Source organism: Sphingomonas sp., from assembly GCF_013812825.1.
In the GTDB taxonomy this organism is placed as follows: Bacteria; Pseudomonadota; Alphaproteobacteria; order Sphingomonadales; family Sphingomonadaceae; genus Sphingomicrobium.
Genome location: NZ_JACCSU010000083.1, coordinates 1 through 13845, shown reverse-complemented (window position 1 = coordinate 13845; position 13845 = coordinate 1). Strand labels below are relative to the sequence as shown.

General features: G+C 66.8%; 18 protein-coding genes. 13 read left to right on the top strand and 5 right to left on the bottom strand.

Annotated elements, in window-relative coordinates:
• The first annotated feature begins 169 nt into the window (after window positions 1–169).
• From folE to H0T81_RS11120, 3 genes are all read left to right on the top strand, one after another.
• The gene (gene folE / locus H0T81_RS11130) at window positions 170–793 is read left to right on the top strand and encodes a GTP cyclohydrolase I FolE (RefSeq protein ID WP_294013085.1); all 624 of its coding nucleotides are present in this window, start codon (window positions 170–172) and stop codon (window positions 791–793) included.
• 114 nt (window positions 794–907) lie between these two features.
• Window positions 908–1489 carry a cupin domain-containing protein gene (locus tag H0T81_RS11125; RefSeq protein WP_294013082.1) on the top strand — a complete coding sequence of 194 codons (582 nt, stop codon included), beginning with the start codon at window positions 908–910 and terminating at the stop codon, window positions 1487–1489.
• 97 nt (window positions 1490–1586) lie between these two features.
• The gene (locus H0T81_RS11120; protein ID WP_294013079.1) at window positions 1587–2111 is read left to right on the top strand and encodes a hypothetical protein; all 525 of its coding nucleotides are present in this window, start codon (window positions 1587–1589) and stop codon (window positions 2109–2111) included.
• A 31-nt stretch (window positions 2112–2142) separates the two neighbouring features.
• Here H0T81_RS11120 and crcB read toward each other — a convergent pair whose 3' ends face one another.
• Entirely contained in the window at window positions 2143–2565 is a 423-nt protein-coding gene (crcB, locus tag H0T81_RS11115) for a fluoride efflux transporter CrcB (RefSeq protein WP_294013076.1), read from the bottom strand.
• A gap of 130 nt (window positions 2566–2695) precedes the next feature.
• Between crcB and H0T81_RS11110 the strand changes: the two genes are divergently transcribed.
• Complete coding sequence (locus H0T81_RS11110) at window positions 2696–4312, top strand: EAL domain-containing protein (RefSeq protein WP_294013073.1); 1617 nt, start codon at window positions 2696–2698, stop codon at window positions 4310–4312.
• Window positions 4313–4321: 9 nt separating this feature from the next.
• Here the strand turns inward: H0T81_RS11110 and H0T81_RS11105 are convergent, their stop codons facing one another.
• The gene (locus H0T81_RS11105) at window positions 4322–4786 is read right to left on the bottom strand and encodes a PilZ domain-containing protein (RefSeq protein WP_294013070.1); all 465 of its coding nucleotides are present in this window, start codon (window positions 4784–4786) and stop codon (window positions 4322–4324) included.
• Window positions 4787–5047: 261 nt separating this feature from the next.
• Between H0T81_RS11105 and H0T81_RS11100 the strand changes: the two genes are divergently transcribed.
• Entirely contained in the window at window positions 5048–6274 is a 1227-nt protein-coding gene (locus H0T81_RS11100) for a hypothetical protein (RefSeq protein ID WP_294013067.1), read from the top strand.
• Here H0T81_RS11100 and H0T81_RS11095 read toward each other — a convergent pair.
• Entirely contained in the window at window positions 6271–6576 is a 306-nt protein-coding gene (locus H0T81_RS11095; protein WP_294013064.1) for a hypothetical protein, read from the bottom strand. The genes H0T81_RS11100 and H0T81_RS11095 overlap by 4 nt on opposite strands.
• 175 nt (window positions 6577–6751) lie before the next feature.
• Here H0T81_RS11095 and H0T81_RS11090 point away from each other — a divergent pair, with 175 nt between their 5' ends.
• Entirely contained in the window at window positions 6752–7279 is a 528-nt protein-coding gene (locus H0T81_RS11090; RefSeq protein ID WP_294013061.1) for a D-Ala-D-Ala carboxypeptidase family metallohydrolase, read from the top strand.
• 34 nt (window positions 7280–7313) lie between these two features.
• Here H0T81_RS11090 and H0T81_RS11085 read toward each other — a convergent pair whose 3' ends face one another.
• Both H0T81_RS11085 and H0T81_RS11080 read right to left on the bottom strand, forming a co-directional pair.
• On the bottom strand, window positions 7314–7754 hold the full coding sequence (locus H0T81_RS11085; protein WP_294013059.1) for a DUF411 domain-containing protein: 441 nt from the start codon (window positions 7752–7754) through the stop codon (window positions 7314–7316).
• Between the two features lie 50 nt (window positions 7755–7804).
• Complete coding sequence (locus H0T81_RS11080) at window positions 7805–8203, bottom strand: response regulator (RefSeq protein WP_294013056.1); 399 nt, start codon at window positions 8201–8203, stop codon at window positions 7805–7807.
• Window positions 8204–8353: 150 nt separating this feature from the next.
• Here H0T81_RS11080 and H0T81_RS11075 point away from each other — a divergent pair, with 150 nt between their 5' ends.
• From H0T81_RS11075 to H0T81_RS11045, 7 genes are all read left to right on the top strand, one after another.
• On the top strand, window positions 8354–9397 hold the full coding sequence (locus tag H0T81_RS11075; protein WP_294013054.1) for a rod shape-determining protein: 1044 nt from the start codon (window positions 8354–8356) through the stop codon (window positions 9395–9397).
• Between the two features lie 246 nt (window positions 9398–9643).
• Window positions 9644–10186 carry a hypothetical protein gene (locus H0T81_RS11070; protein WP_294013051.1) on the top strand — a complete coding sequence of 181 codons (543 nt, stop codon included), beginning with the start codon at window positions 9644–9646 and terminating at the stop codon, window positions 10184–10186.
• Window positions 10183–11508, top strand: coding sequence for a terminase family protein (locus H0T81_RS11065; protein ID WP_294013048.1), 1326 nt, complete (start codon window positions 10183–10185; stop codon window positions 11506–11508). The genes H0T81_RS11070 and H0T81_RS11065 overlap by 4 nt, the downstream gene beginning before the upstream one ends.
• Window positions 11509–11562: 54 nt before the next feature.
• Window positions 11563–11967, top strand: coding sequence for an HNH endonuclease signature motif containing protein (locus tag H0T81_RS11060; protein WP_294013045.1), 405 nt, complete (start codon window positions 11563–11565; stop codon window positions 11965–11967).
• 188 nt (window positions 11968–12155) lie between these two features.
• Window positions 12156–12368, top strand: coding sequence for a hypothetical protein (locus H0T81_RS11055; protein ID WP_294013042.1), 213 nt, complete (start codon window positions 12156–12158; stop codon window positions 12366–12368).
• Between the two features lie 10 nt (window positions 12369–12378).
• On the top strand, window positions 12379–12876 hold the full coding sequence (locus H0T81_RS11050) for a DUF2793 domain-containing protein (protein WP_294013039.1): 498 nt from the start codon (window positions 12379–12381) through the stop codon (window positions 12874–12876).
• 155 nt (window positions 12877–13031) lie between these two features.
• Window positions 13032–13845: outer membrane beta-barrel protein (locus H0T81_RS11045; protein ID WP_294013036.1), on the top strand; the 814-nt coding region annotated here is incomplete at its 3' end.

Here is a 13845-nt window from a genome sequence, read left to right as displayed (position 1 = left end):
GGTTGCATTCCATAGGGGACAACGCCCAATGCCCGTTTTTGGTCGATAGCGGGCGTTGGCAAGCTCGCAGTGGTGAGACCGCCCCCGCGGTTGCGCAGTCCGCCGCCGGTCGCGTTTGCAGGCGCGCGCGGGCGCTTCTATTGCGCCGGTGCATTCAAGGAGCTTGAGAATGACCCCAGCACAGGGCGGCGAGCCCGAGGATGGCGATTTGGTGCAACCGCCGCCCAAGGTCGAGGTACCGGACGACGTCGCCGAGGCGGTCCGGACGCTGATCCGCTGGGCCGGCGACGACCCCGATCGCGAAGGCCTGCTCGACACTCCCAAGCGCGTCGCGCGAGCCTGGCGCGAATATGCCGCGGGCTATGTGCAGGACCCGGCGATCCACCTCAGCCGAACCTTCGACGAGGTCGGCGGCTACGACGAGATCGTGCTGTTGAAGGACATTCCGTTCCAGTCCCATTGCGAGCACCATATGGCGCCGATCATCGGCAAGGCGTCGATCGCCTATCTGCCGCGCGACAAGGTGGTCGGAATCAGCAAGCTGGCGCGGGTCCTGCACGGCTTCGCGAGGCGCCTGCAGGTGCAGGAACGGCTGACCGCGCAAGTCGCCGACTGCATCTGCCAGCATCTCGACCCGAAGGGCGTCGCGGTGGTCATCGAGGCGAGCCACGCGTGCATGAGCGCGCGCGGAGTCAACACGCCCGGAGTGATGATGACCACCAGCCGGATGATGGGGATTTTCCGCTCGGACGAGCGCAGCCGGCGTGAGGTGCTGGCGCTGATGGGCTATTAGCGCGTCTGGCTCAAAGTGGTACTTTGAGCCAAGGGGGTCGGAATTGCTCCAGTCCGGGCTAAGCCCGGGCTTCGCAATGCGTCGTTTGACAGAGTTGAAAAGGGGAGAAGTGGGATGACTGATCGGTTGCTCAAGACAGCGGCGATGGCGGCCGCGGTGGCGGTGCTGGCCGGGTGCGAGGTCAGGGAAGCGCCGGCGCCGGCCGATCCGGCCGCCAACGAGACGATCGCGGCGACCGATGCGAACGTGACGAACGATGCGAATCTAACGAACGAGGCGAACATGGCGAACGCCGCCGCGGCGGGCGCGCAGGCGTCGAAAGTCCCGCTCGCCAAGACCGCGGCCGATGCCGGCCTGCAATGGGGCGCGTGCCCGGAAGGCATGCCTCAGGGCTGCGGCATCGCCGTGCTCCACGGCGACCCGGCCAAGCCCAATTCGGACATCTTCCTGCGGGTGCCCGGCGGATCGGCGATCCCGCCGCATTCGCACAGTTCGGCCGAGCGCATGATCCTGGTGTCGGGCGAGCTGGAAGTGAAATATCAGGGCGCTCCGGCGGCGACCCTGCGCAGCGGCCATTACGCGTACGGGCCCGCCAAGCTGCCGCACCGCGCTCGCTGCCGGTCGAGCGCGCAGTGCGTCCTGTTCATCGCGTTCGAGGGGCCGGTGGACGTGCAGCCGTTCAGCGGGGAGTTGTAGGCCTCTCGCGCGTTGACCGCGCGTGGCTAAGGCACGGAAAGACAAGTCCTCGGCTCGATCCCCTGCCGGTCGCGGCAGGGGAGGAAAGAAGCTCAAGGTGTTTCGGACGCCGATCGGGTTTCATGATGCGTACGTCGCCGCGCCGAGCCAGAAGGCGGCGCTCGAGGCCTGGGGGACGGACACCAATCTGTTCGCTCGCGGGGCGGCGGAGGTGGTCACCGATCCGCAGCTGACCCGCGCGCCGCTCGAGCGACCGGGCGAGGTGGTGCGAGTGCTTCGCGGCAGCGAGGCGGAGCAGATCCGGGCGCTTGGTGCGGCCAAGAAGAAATCGAAGGACCGGCCCACCCCCGGCCCCTCCCGCGCGCGGGAGGGGAGGAGCAAGAAGCGGAAGGCGGGGCCGCGGCCGAGCTCGGCGGGGGTGGACCGGGCGGAAAAGGCGCTCGCCGAGGCGCAGGCGAAGCATCGCGATGCGCTGGCCGAGCTGAAGGCGGAGGCGGAAGCGCTCGACAAGCGGCGGCGCGCGCTCGAGAGGAAGCAGCGCGAGGAGCGCGAGCGGCTGGGCGTGAAGCTCGACGAGGCGCGGGAGAAATACCGGGCGGCGATGGAGGAATGGGCGGGATAAGCCCGGGCCAAGCGGCGCCCGGGTTGAATCGTCAGGTCAGGGTTCGAACGGCCGCCATGCCCAGGAACAATCCGGCGACCGACAGCAGCACCGACGCCGTGACATAGGAACCAAGCGCCGCAAAGTCGCTGCGTTGCCACATCAGCGCGGCCTCGAGGCTGAAGGCGGAAAACGTGGTGAAGCCGCCCAGGAACCCCGTGGTGAGGAACAGCCGAAACTCCTGGCTGCCGCCGCCTTTGACGAGAAAAAGCTCGGCCATCACGCCCATCAGCAGGCCGCCGGCGATGTTCACGAACAGCGTGCCGTAAGGGAAGGCCGGGCCGAAATAGACCAGGGATGCGCGGTTCACGGCGTGGCGAAGCATGCCGCCAAGGCCAGCGCCGACGAAGACTGCCAGATAGCCCCCAACCATCGATCGAACGTTGCACCATCCCGCAATGACCGCAACGGCCAAGGCTGGTTCGAGCCGTTTTAGACGGACGGCCCGTCAAGTCGCGATTCGCAAATATTCGCGCCGCAGTAGGGTTATTTTCACACATCCGGGCGAAGAGGGGGGCGTGGACGACCAGCGCGACGGAAAGCTTGTGCACAGGCCAAGAAGCAAGGCGGTCCGGCTCGCCGGCAGCCATCTGATCACGACCTGCGCGACGATGGCGGCGATCCTGCTGTTCGTCGGCCTGGGCAGCCAGGTGCTGCCGTCGGCGATCGCCGGGGTCGAGCTGCCCGCGTCGGGCGGCAGCCTGAAGATGGCGTTCATCCTCAACATCGCCATCATCCTGTTCGGCTGGAGGCGATCCAAGGACCTCAGCGAAGCGCTCGAGGCGCACGAACGCGCGGAACGGAGCGCGCACCGCAACGCCAACACCGATCACATCACCGGGCTCGCCAACCGGCGCGAGCTGCTGCGCTCGCTGTCCGAAGTGCTGGAGTCGCGGCGGCCGGGCGTCCTGCTGATGCTCGACCTCGACCATTTCAAACGGGTCAACGACCTCCACGGACACATGGTCGGCGACCAGCTGCTCCGGGCGATCGCCGACACGCTTCGCGGCGCGGCGCCGCCGGATTGCTGCTGCGCGCGGATCGGCGGCGATGAATTCGCGATCCTGCTCGACGGAATCAGCAACGAAGGCGCGGAGGATCTCGGCAAGCTGCTTCTGGCGAGGCTCAGCACGCCGTTCCGGATCGGCAATATCGAGGCGCAGGTGTCGTCGTCGATCGGCCTTGCCGCCATCGACCACGGCGGATCCGAGGAGTCGGCGCTGCACCGAAGCGACGTCAGCCTGTACGCGGCCAAGGCGGCCGGCCGCAATTGCCTCGCCTGGTTCGACGAGAAAATGGAGCTAGAGCTGGCGACCCGGCTGAAGCTCGAGGAAGACATCCGCCGAGGCATCGAGGGCGGCGAGTTCGTGCCCTTCTTCCAGCCGCTGATCGACCTGTCGAGCAAGGCCCTGGTCGGCTTCGAGGCGCTGGCCCGTTGGCGCTCGCCGACCGGGCTTCTGGAGCCCGAATGCTTCATCGAAGCGGCCGAAAAGACCGGCCTGATCGGGCCGCTGTCGATCAGCGTCATGGAGCAGGCGCTGACCGAGGCCCGGACCTGGCCCGCGCATTTGAAGATCGCGGTCAACGTCTCGCCGGTCCAGTTCCGCGACCCGACGCTCGCCGCGCAAATCGTCAAGGTGCTGGCGGCGACGGGCTTTCCGGCCAGCCGGCTGGAAATCGAGATCACCGAGGGCTCGCTGCTCGAGGACCGGGGGCAGGTGACGACGATCCTGCAAAGCCTCAAGAACCTCGGGATCAGCATTTCGATGGACGACTTCGGCACCGGCTATGCGTCGCTGTCGCAGCTCCACACGCTTCCGGTCGACCGGATCAAGATCGACCGCAGCTTCATCAACACCATGGTCAAGAGCGAGCGGACGGCGGCGATCGTCAACACCATCGCCAGCCTCGGCCACAGGCTCAACGTGCCGATCACCGCCGAGGGCGTGGAGACGGAAAGCATTCGCGGCGAGCTGAGCAAGCTCGGCTGCACCGAGGCGCAGGGCTGGCTGTTCGGCCGCGCGGTTTCCGCCGACACGGTCAATTCGTTCCTTCGGATGGGCGGCGGCCAGCGCGGCGACGAGCACCCATCGTCCGAGGAGTCGACCGGTGATCCGCCGGGATCGGCCGATGACCAGCGGCGGAGCGGATCGGCCGCCTAGCCGCCCGGCCTAAGCGCCGCCCTTGCCGGCGGGCGCGAGCCGATCGATGATCCGGCCGAGATGCTCGGTCATCTCGCTGACCTGGGTCCTGAGAGTCTGGAGCTCGAGCAGCGCGTTCGCGACTTGATCGGAATGGTCGTCGGCGGGCTCGGGCGGGCTTCGCAGGATCGCCGAGCTGAGGGCGGCCGGCGGGATCGGCTGCTTGAACTTGCAGCCGAAAAAGCGCCCGCTGCTCCAGATAACCTTCGCCTCGGTGCGGCCGGCTTCGGGAAGCTCGACGTCGATCCGCTCGCCGGGGGCAAGCTCGGCCGAGGTCTCGAGCAGCAGGCCGGTGCGCGAGAGGTCGTGAATGGCGACCTCGGCGGCGTGCTGCGAGGACGTCGTTCCAAGCGCCTGCAGCCGCAAGGTGCGCCTGGGGCTGGCCCGCCGGTTGGCCGTCGAATCCAGCGGGTCGAGATGGGCCAGCAACGACATGGGGCGACCTCCTTGTCCTTCCGAAGGTGGTCAAGGATGGTAAACAAAGGGTTACCGACGGGGCCGCCGACCCTTTCGCGAGCGGCCAGCGCGGCGTTCATATGAGCGCAACAAAACAACCGTATGCGGTTCGCGAAGCCCGCCGCTTTGTCTCGCGCTTGTTTGGCACTGCGAAATCCTTGCGGCGGGCTTCAACCCCCCGGGCGAGGCGAGCGGGCGCTTTGGCTGGAAAGGCGCCGATGCCGCCGCTATCGCCGCGCGATGGAAAATCTAGCAATCGCCGCGCCGGCTGTGTTCGGCGTCCCGGTCGAGTTCATCCTGTTCGGGCTGATGCTCCTGGCGATCGCCGTGTTCCATCGCCACGTGCTGCCGATCGCCGCCGTCGGGCTGGCCGTCATCCTCGCCTACGAGGGGCTGGTCACCCGGTTCCCGACCGGCACCGGGGTCGGAGCGCTCGGCGAGCATTTCGCTCACGAGGGGACGACTCTCATCAACTTGCTGCTTCTGCTGGTCGGGTTCGAAGTCCTCTCAAACCAGTTCGAGCAAAGCAACGTGCCCGACCATCTGCCAAGGTATCTGCCCGATGGCTGGACCGGCGGGCTGGTGCTGCTGGCGATGGTGTTCGTGATGTCGATGTTTCTCGACAATATCGCCGGCGCGGTGCTTGGAGCGGTGATCGCTCGCCACGTCTACAAGGGCCGTGTCGGCATCGGCTTCATCGCCGCGATCGTCGCGGCGGCCAACGCCGGCGGAGCGGGCAGCGTCATCGGCGATACGACGACGACACTGATGTGGCTTCACGGAGTGTCGCCGCTCACCGTCCTGCCTGCCTATGCAGCCGCCATTCCGGCGTTCCTGATTTTTGCAACAGCCGGCTCGTGGGTGCAGCACGCCTATCAGCCGATCCTCGCCCATAACCCGGCCGGGCACCCGCTCCACTGGCGCCGGATCGGGATCGTCGCCTTCATCCTGTTCGCGGCAGTGGCGACCAACATCTGGGCCAATGCGACCGGCGTCGGCGAGTCCGCGCCGTGGCTGGGAATGGCGATCTGGGCAGCGATCCTGGTCACCAGCCCGATCTGCCAGCCGGACTGGTCGATCACCCGCCCGGCGCTCAAAGGAGCGATGTTCCTGGTGATGCTGGTCACCGCGGCGTCGCTGATGCCGGTCGACAGCCTGCCGGTCCCGAGCTGGGAATCGGTCGCGGCGCTTGGAGCGCTGTCGGCGGTGTTCGACAACATTCCGCTGACCATGCTCGCGCTTTCCCAGGGCGGCTACGACTGGGGGCTGCTGGCTTACGCGGTCGGCTTTGGCGGCTCGATGATGTGGTTCGGATCGTCCGCGGGCGTCGCCGTGACGGTCGTGTACCCGGAGGCGCGGTCGGCCTGGCGGTGGCTCAGGGAAGCCTGGTACATCCCGATCGCCTACGTCGTCGGGTTCGCCGCGCAGATGCTGCTGATCGGCTGGATTCCGGAAAACCGCGGCTAGGGGCTGGATCCGGCGTCGCGGTAGGGCACCTTGTCGAGCTTGGCGCGCAATCGCTCGATCGCGGCGTCGGGCTCGGGCGTCGAGTCGCCGGTGTAGCGCGCCTCGAGCGAGGCTTCCTCGTCGGTCAGGTCGCGCAAGAAGGTGATGGTCAGGCGGCGGCCGAACACCTCGTCGCCGCGAATCTTGAGCTCGGCCTCGGACTCCTCGGGAAGAGTCCCGCGAATGATCTCGAGGAAGCGGATGAGGTCGTCGAGCGAGGTGTATTCGCTGATCTCGATGAAGTCCTTGACGCGTCTTGGCACTGCAAGATTTCTCCCGCGAGGGGGGCGGTCCGGGGCGATGAAACGGGGGCCTTTATAGCCCGCTTGTCAAGCGGCGAAAGCCGTCCCGATCCGGGTGACGATTCAGGCCCGGGAGCGGTTGTCCGGGCGGTTAACAATGTGTATACGAGCCCCTGCGACCCGGGGGGATTCTCGCATGTTGAAAACGTTGTCAGGTGTGTTGCTGGTGATGAGCGCGGCGCCCGTTTGGGCGGCTTCGCAGCCGACCGACTTCGGGGTCCGGCCGGTTTCGAGCGAGGCGGCGCTGATGTCCGCGAGTTCCGAATCGGAGGCGCCGGCGGCGCCGGCGGCGATGACCGTGGGTCGAATCAACCTGTCAGCGGCGGCCAGCATCGGCTCCCGATGGGGCCGGGTGACCAGCACCTGGCGCTCGCGCGACCGCAACCGCCGAGTCGGCGGAGTCGCCAACAGCTTCCATTTGAGCGGCCGGGCGATCGACATCGCCCGCCGGCGCGGAGTGAGCCACGCGCAGATCGCCGCGGCGTTCCGCAATGCCGGCTACCGGCTGATCGAATCGCTCGACGAAGGCGACCACAGCCATTTCGCGTTCGGCACCGGGTCGGCGCCGGTCTATCGCTCGCTCAAGCCGCAGCCGGCGCAGCAGCAGCGCAGCGCATCCACCCGCTGGCGGGTGGTGACGGTCGCGAGCGCGATCCTCAAATAAGGCCGGCGGGCCGCAGCCCGCCGCCGTCGGGTTTTTAGTGGGAAGCGAACACCCGGGTCTTGCCGGCCCGGTCGAACAGGATCACTTGATAGGGCTCCGAATGCCCGCCCTGCTCCATCCCGGGCGTGCCCGCGACCATCCCCGGAACGGCGATCCCGGCCGCCTTGGGCTTCTGGGCGAGCAGCCGCTTGATATCGGCGGCGGGAACATGGCCCTCGATCGCGTAGCCACCAATCTGCGACGTGTGGCACGAGCGCAGCTTGTCGGGGACTCCGAGCCTGCGCGCCGTTGGAGTGACGCTCTCGACCTCCTTGACCTGAACGGTGAAGCCGGCCGCCTTCATGCGCTCGACCCACAGTTTGCAGCAGCCGCAAAACGCGGTCCTGGTGACCATCAGGGTCGCCGCGACGGCGCTCTCGGCCGAGGCGAGCAGGGCGAGCGGCGCGACAATCCTGAAGAGCTTTCGTCCGAGCATGATATCCCCTGAATGCGCGAATAGATGAGCCGCTATCAAGCCCGGCGGATTTACCCAGCCTGACCGGAGAGAAGTGCGAGCAGCGATTCGCGCAGCTGGTTGGGGGTGTAGGGCTTGGCGAGCCGGGGGCGGTCCTGCCATTCCTCGGGCAAGGTCCAGTCGGCATAGCCGCTGGTCAGAAGGAACGGGATTCCGCGGCTGTGAAGGATTCGCAGCGCCGGATAGGCCTTGCCGCCGCGGATGTTGATGTCGACGATCGCCGCGTCGAGCTGCTCCTCGCCGGCCATCTCCAGCGCCGGCGCCATGGTCGTCGCCGGACCGACGACGACGCACCCCATGTCGCGCAGCATGTCGTCGGCCGCCTCGGCGACGACCGGCGAATCCTCGATGACCAGGATTCGCCGTCCGGCCAGCTCATCCTGGGGCGAGTCCGACCGCGGTTCGTCCATGCTCATCCAGCTCCCGATCATCCGTTTGGCGCAGCAGCATAACGGCTGATAGTGCATCGGCGATAGTTTGTTTCGCCAGGCGGCGGCGGACGGACTAAAAGCGGGGCGGCGGCCAGGGACATGGGCGCGCCGACAAGGAGCCATCTTCCGATGCTGCTTTCGCGCCTATTCCGGATCTCGTCGCGAGCGATCGCGATCGACCTCGGCACCGCCAACACCGTCGTCTATTTGCAGGGCAAGGGGATCGTCATCAGCGAGCCCTCGGTGGTCGCGATGGAGATGTCGAGAGGAGTCCGGCGGGTGCGAGCGGTCGGCGCCGACGCCAAGCTGATGATGGGCAAGACGCCCGACAACATCAAAACCATCCGTCCGCTGCGCAACGGGGTGATCGCCGACCTCGAGGTGGCCGAGCAGATGATCAAGCATTTCATCCAGAAGGCGCAGGGCGGCCGGAGCCGCTTGGCGCGCGGGCTGGAGATCGTGCTGTGCGTTCCCAGCGGCTCGACATCGGTCGAGCGGCGGGCGATCCGCGACGCCGCGTCGCACGCCGGTGCGAGCCAGGTGTCGCTGATCGACGAGCCGATGGCGGCCGCGATCGGCGCCGGGCTGTCGGTAACCGAGCCGATCGGGTCGATGGTCGTCGACATCGGCGGCGGCACGACCGAGGTCGGAGTGATCTCGCTGCGCGGGCTCGCCTACAGCCAGTCGGCGCGGATCGGCGGCGACCGGATGGACGATGCGATCAGCTCCTACGTGCGGCGCAACTATAACCTGTTGATCGGCGAAGCGACCGCCGAGCGGGTCAAGAAGGAGATCGGCACCGCCAAGGCGCCGGAGAGCGGCAAGGGGCTGGTCGCGCACGTCCGCGGCCGCGACGTCGCCAAGGGCGTGCCGAGCGAGGTCAGCCTGAACCAGGCCGAGATCGCCGAAGCGCTGGCCGAGCCGGTCGCGCGAATCGTCCACATCGTTCGAGTCGCGCTCGAGCAGACCCAGCCGGAAATCGCCGCCGACATCATCGACGAGGGGATCACCATGACCGGTGGCGGGTCGCTGCTGCGCGAGATCGAGGTGGTCCTGGCCGACGAGACCGGGCTTCCGGTGCGGGTCGCGGACGATCCGATGAGCTGCGTCGCGATGGGCGCCGGACGGACCCTCGAGGACCCCGACTATCGCGGAGCGCTGCACCCGGTCTGAGCCGGCGTAGCGGGAGTCCAGAACGCGGTGCGGGTCCCTTGCGAGCGAACATATTTTAACCAGATAGGCAAAAAATAGCTTGACAGCGTCACGCTCATTGGGTACACGACAGGAACAGTGACAAATTGCGAGTCGGGGCTGGCGGCGCCTCGACCAGCAGCACGAAAGGGCCGGGCGGCATTACGCTGCTCCGGCCCTTTCGTTTGCTCGCAAACGACGGCGGTTTTCAACGACATTGGAGCGGGCATGGCGAAGCGGAAGAGCGAGGCCGCGCGCTCGAAAAAAGATCGATTGGACCGGGCGGAACTGGTGTTGGACGGCAACGGCCGGGTGCGATTGCGCAAGCCCGGACCGCAAGCGTGGACGAAGCAGAAAGAGAAAAACTTCCTGACGGTCCTGGGCGACACTTGCAACGTCAAGCTGGCCGCCCAGGAAGCCGGCGTGTCGCCGCAGCACGCTTATGCCCGGCGCAAGACCCACGCGGCGTTCCGCGCCGGCTGGATCGAGGCGATCGGGGTCGCCTACGGCCGGCTCGAGCTGATCCTGCTCGACCGGGCGCTCAACGGCACCGAGAAGATTATCACTCGCAAGGACGGCAGCGTCGAGCGGATGATCGATTATTCGAACCAGGTCGCGCTGACGCTGCTCAAGATGCACCGCGAAACGGCGATCGAAGCCGATTGCGATTTGCCGGTCGACGAGATGGACGAGCTTCGCGAGAAGATCAGCCGGAAACTCGACCGCCTCAAACGGCAGCAGGACGAGCGCGGTTCCGGCGGTGAAGGATGAGCCCGGCCTATTCGCGCCAGTTGATGGTGCGGCTGGCGAACGCCAGCCCGGAGGAGCGCACTCGGATCATCGCGACGATGACTCCGAGCGACCTGCTGATGCTCGACGCGCATTTCGAGAGCTGGGCCCAGGACGGCCAGCTGCCGCCGCTCGGCGAAGGCTGGCGGGTTTGGCTGATGATGGCCGGACGCGGGTTCGGCAAGACCAGGGCCGGCGCCGAATGGATCCACCGGCTCGCCTGTGGCCGCAAGCCGCTGCGGATCGCGCTGGTCGGGGCGAGCATCGTCGAAGCGAGGGCGGTGATGGTCGAGGGAGTGAGCGGAATCCTGAGCGTCGCCGGGCGAAACCAGCGGCGCGTGAAATGGGAGCCGAGCGTCAACCGGCTGACCTGGCGGAGTGGCAGCCAGGCGCAACTGTTTTCGGGCGATCACGCCGACGGACTGCGTGGGCCGGAGCACGACTTCGCCTGGTGCGACGAGCTCGCCAAATGGCGCGAGGCCGACGGCGCGTGGATGAACCTGCAGATGGGCTTGCGGCGCGGTCCGCGGGCGCGGGCGCTGGTCACGACCACGCCCAGGCCGCTCGAGCTGCTGCAGCGGATCAAGGCCGACGAATGGACCGTGACGACCGGCGGCAGGACCTGCGACAATATCAACCTCGACCAGCAGTTCATCGACATCATGGCCGTCACCTATGGCGGCACCCGGCTGGGGTTGCAGGAGCTCGAGGGCGAGCTGATCGCCCAGGCCGAAGGGAGCTTGTGGCCGCGCGAGCTGATCGAACGAAGCCGCTGCGTGGCGCCGAACGCGCCCTATGACCGAATCCTCGTCGGGGTCGACCCGCCGGCCGGAGCCGGCGAAGGCAGCGACGCGTGCGGGATCGTGGTGTGCGGACGAGCCGGCGAGCGGCTGCACGTGATCGCCGACGAGAGCGTCGAGGGCCTGAGCCCCGAAGGCTGGGCCAACCAAGTGGCGAGCGCGGCGGCGCGCTGGAACACCTCGCAGGTGGTGGCCGAGGCCAACAACGGCGGGGCGATGGTCCAGAGCGTGCTGATGGCCGCCGACACCGGGCTGTCGGTGCGGCTGGTGCACGCGTCCAAGGGCAAGGTCGCCAGGGCCGAGCCGATCGCGTTGAGATTCGAGACCGGGCGGGCGCTGTTCGCGGGGACTTTCCCCAAGCTCGAGGCCGAGCTCAGCGGGCTGATCGCCGGCGGAAATTACGAAGGGCCGGGGCGCTCGCCGGACCGGGCGGACGCGATGGTCTGGGCGATGACGGTGCTGGGCGAAAGCCGGAGCGGAGTGCCGCAGGTTCGGAGGCTTTAAACCAATTTCAAGCTTACCGAGCTATTCGATCGCTGCATGGAGCTCTTGCAGCGAATGATTGCGGCCCATCCGCTCGAGAAGAAGCCGTACAATGCGATCAAATTTGCGCGCGTGGATGGCAACGACACGCCGCTCTACACGGTTGGCAAGAGCAAGAAGGAATTGGGTGCCGCGGCGGCGCTGCGGTCCGCTTTCCAGCAATTTGGTGGGCATTGCTTCCATTGCAAGCAATGGATGCCTCCGGAACGGCTGTCGCACGACCGGACGCGCGATCATGTGCGAGCGAAGCACAATGGTGGGCGGGATTTCCTGCACAACCTCGTTCTTGCCTGCGGGCCTTGCAACCGGTCGAAGGGGGGAGCGGATTTGATCAGTTTCCGGCCCGAAATCGGTAGCGAATACATGAAGGCGCTCGACGAACATTTGGTGAAGTGCCTGAAGAGCCTGGGTAGCAAATAAAGCGAAGGGCAGCATGCCCTCCCATCCCATTACTTCGGAATTAGCCTCTCCCTCTCCCGCCAGGGAAGAGGGCTTCAAAGGAATTCACATGAGTTGGTTGTTCGGGCGGAAGAGTTCGCCGGACGTCTTGCGGCCGTTCGTGCCGGCCTGGCTGCGGACCGGCGAGGAAGAGGGCTTTGCCCGCTCCCATGGATTCGCCGCTCGGCGAGGCGCGCGAGCTCTATCGAGTGGCGCTCGATGGAACGCTCGGGCGAATCGAGGCGGAAACCAGCGCCGCTGCAATCATCTTCACCGCCGCCCAGCTCGCCCCGCTCGGCGCCGGAAGCGCCACCCTGTCGGTCCAGCAACTCGGCGACTTCGCGACTTCGCGCGCCGCGACCCTGCCGATCACCTTATCCTAGGAGACAATCAATGAGTGCGACCCCGCGGCTTGATCTGCCGTTCATCGTTCCCGGACAGGCGCAGAAGGAATTGTATCACAACGAAGCGCTGCAGGTGCTCGACGCGGTGGTTTCGGCCGCGGTCGAAGGGACGCCGCTCGCGACCCCGCCCGCGTCGCCGTCAGTCGGCAGCTGTTACATCGTCGGCAGCAGCCCTACCGGAAGCTGGTCGGGCCAGGCCGGCAAGCTCGCCGCTTACACCAGCGGCGGCTGGCGCTTCGTCAGGCCATTCGACGGCCTCAGCGCACTGGTTCGAAGCAGTGGCACAACCGCCGTCTATCGCAGCGGAGCGTGGGAGATCGGCAAGCTGCGCGGTTCGGAAGTGACGGTCGACGCAGTCAAGGTCGTGGGCCCACGGCAAGCCGCGATCCCGGCGCCGGCCGGCGGCAGCATCGCCGACCTCGAAGCGCGAGCGGCGATCGGTGCGATTCTCGCCGCGATGCGAGCCCACGGCCTCATCGAAACCTGAGAAAGTCGCCGCGGGTTCGCATTTTGGTCCGGTCGGCGGTCAGTTGAGGCTTTTTGGCAACAGCTTGCGCGAACAGCGACCTTGCGTGGAAACCGACGCTCTCATAATGTGTTCGGGCAGTTCAATTCCAGAACGCACGCTGAAAGGGGACAATTATGCGCAAGCTGGCCATTGGCATAGCGCTCGCGTCGACGATGTTGGCCACTCCGGCCGTCGCTCGCGACGGCTCGCTCTATGCCGGGATCGAAGGCGGCCTGATGCTCGTCGAGGATTTCAACCTCGACTATGAGGATGAAGACAATATCGGCCCCGCAGAGATCGATGATGTCCTCATCGTCGACCACAGGACAGGGTTCGATATCGACGGGATCGTCGGCTACGATTTCGGCATGGTCCGCGCCGAGGGCGAGCTTGCCTACAAGCGCGCCAGCGTCGACGAAATCGAGTTGAGCAACTTTGTTTCCGGCGCAGGCCCTGGCGATCACTTCGATGCCGACGGTCGCGCGACTGCCCTGTCGGCGATGGTCAACCTGCTGCTCGACTTCGGCAATGACGACGGTTGGTCCGGCTATGTCGGCCCTGGTGTCGGCATCGCCCGGGTCAAGTATCGGGCCTTTACCGATGACACTGGCCTCGGCTTCCGCGACACCGACTCTGCGCTTGCGTGGCAGGTGATCGCCGGCATCCGCGCGGCCATGAGCCCGAACATCGATCTTGGCCTCAAGTATCGATTCTTCAACACCGGCCGGCTCAAATTCAGTGACGATGAGGCTCCTGGCCCGCGTGGACCGACGAGCAACGAGGTCGATCTGACCGGCAAGTGGCGCTCGCACAGCTTGCTGCTGAGCTTGATCTACAACTTCGCAGCGCCGGTGGTTGTGCCGCCGCCGCCGCCGCCTCCGCCGCCGCCTCCGCCGCCTCCAGCGACGCAGACGTGCCCGGACGGTTCGGTGATCCTGGCGACGGACG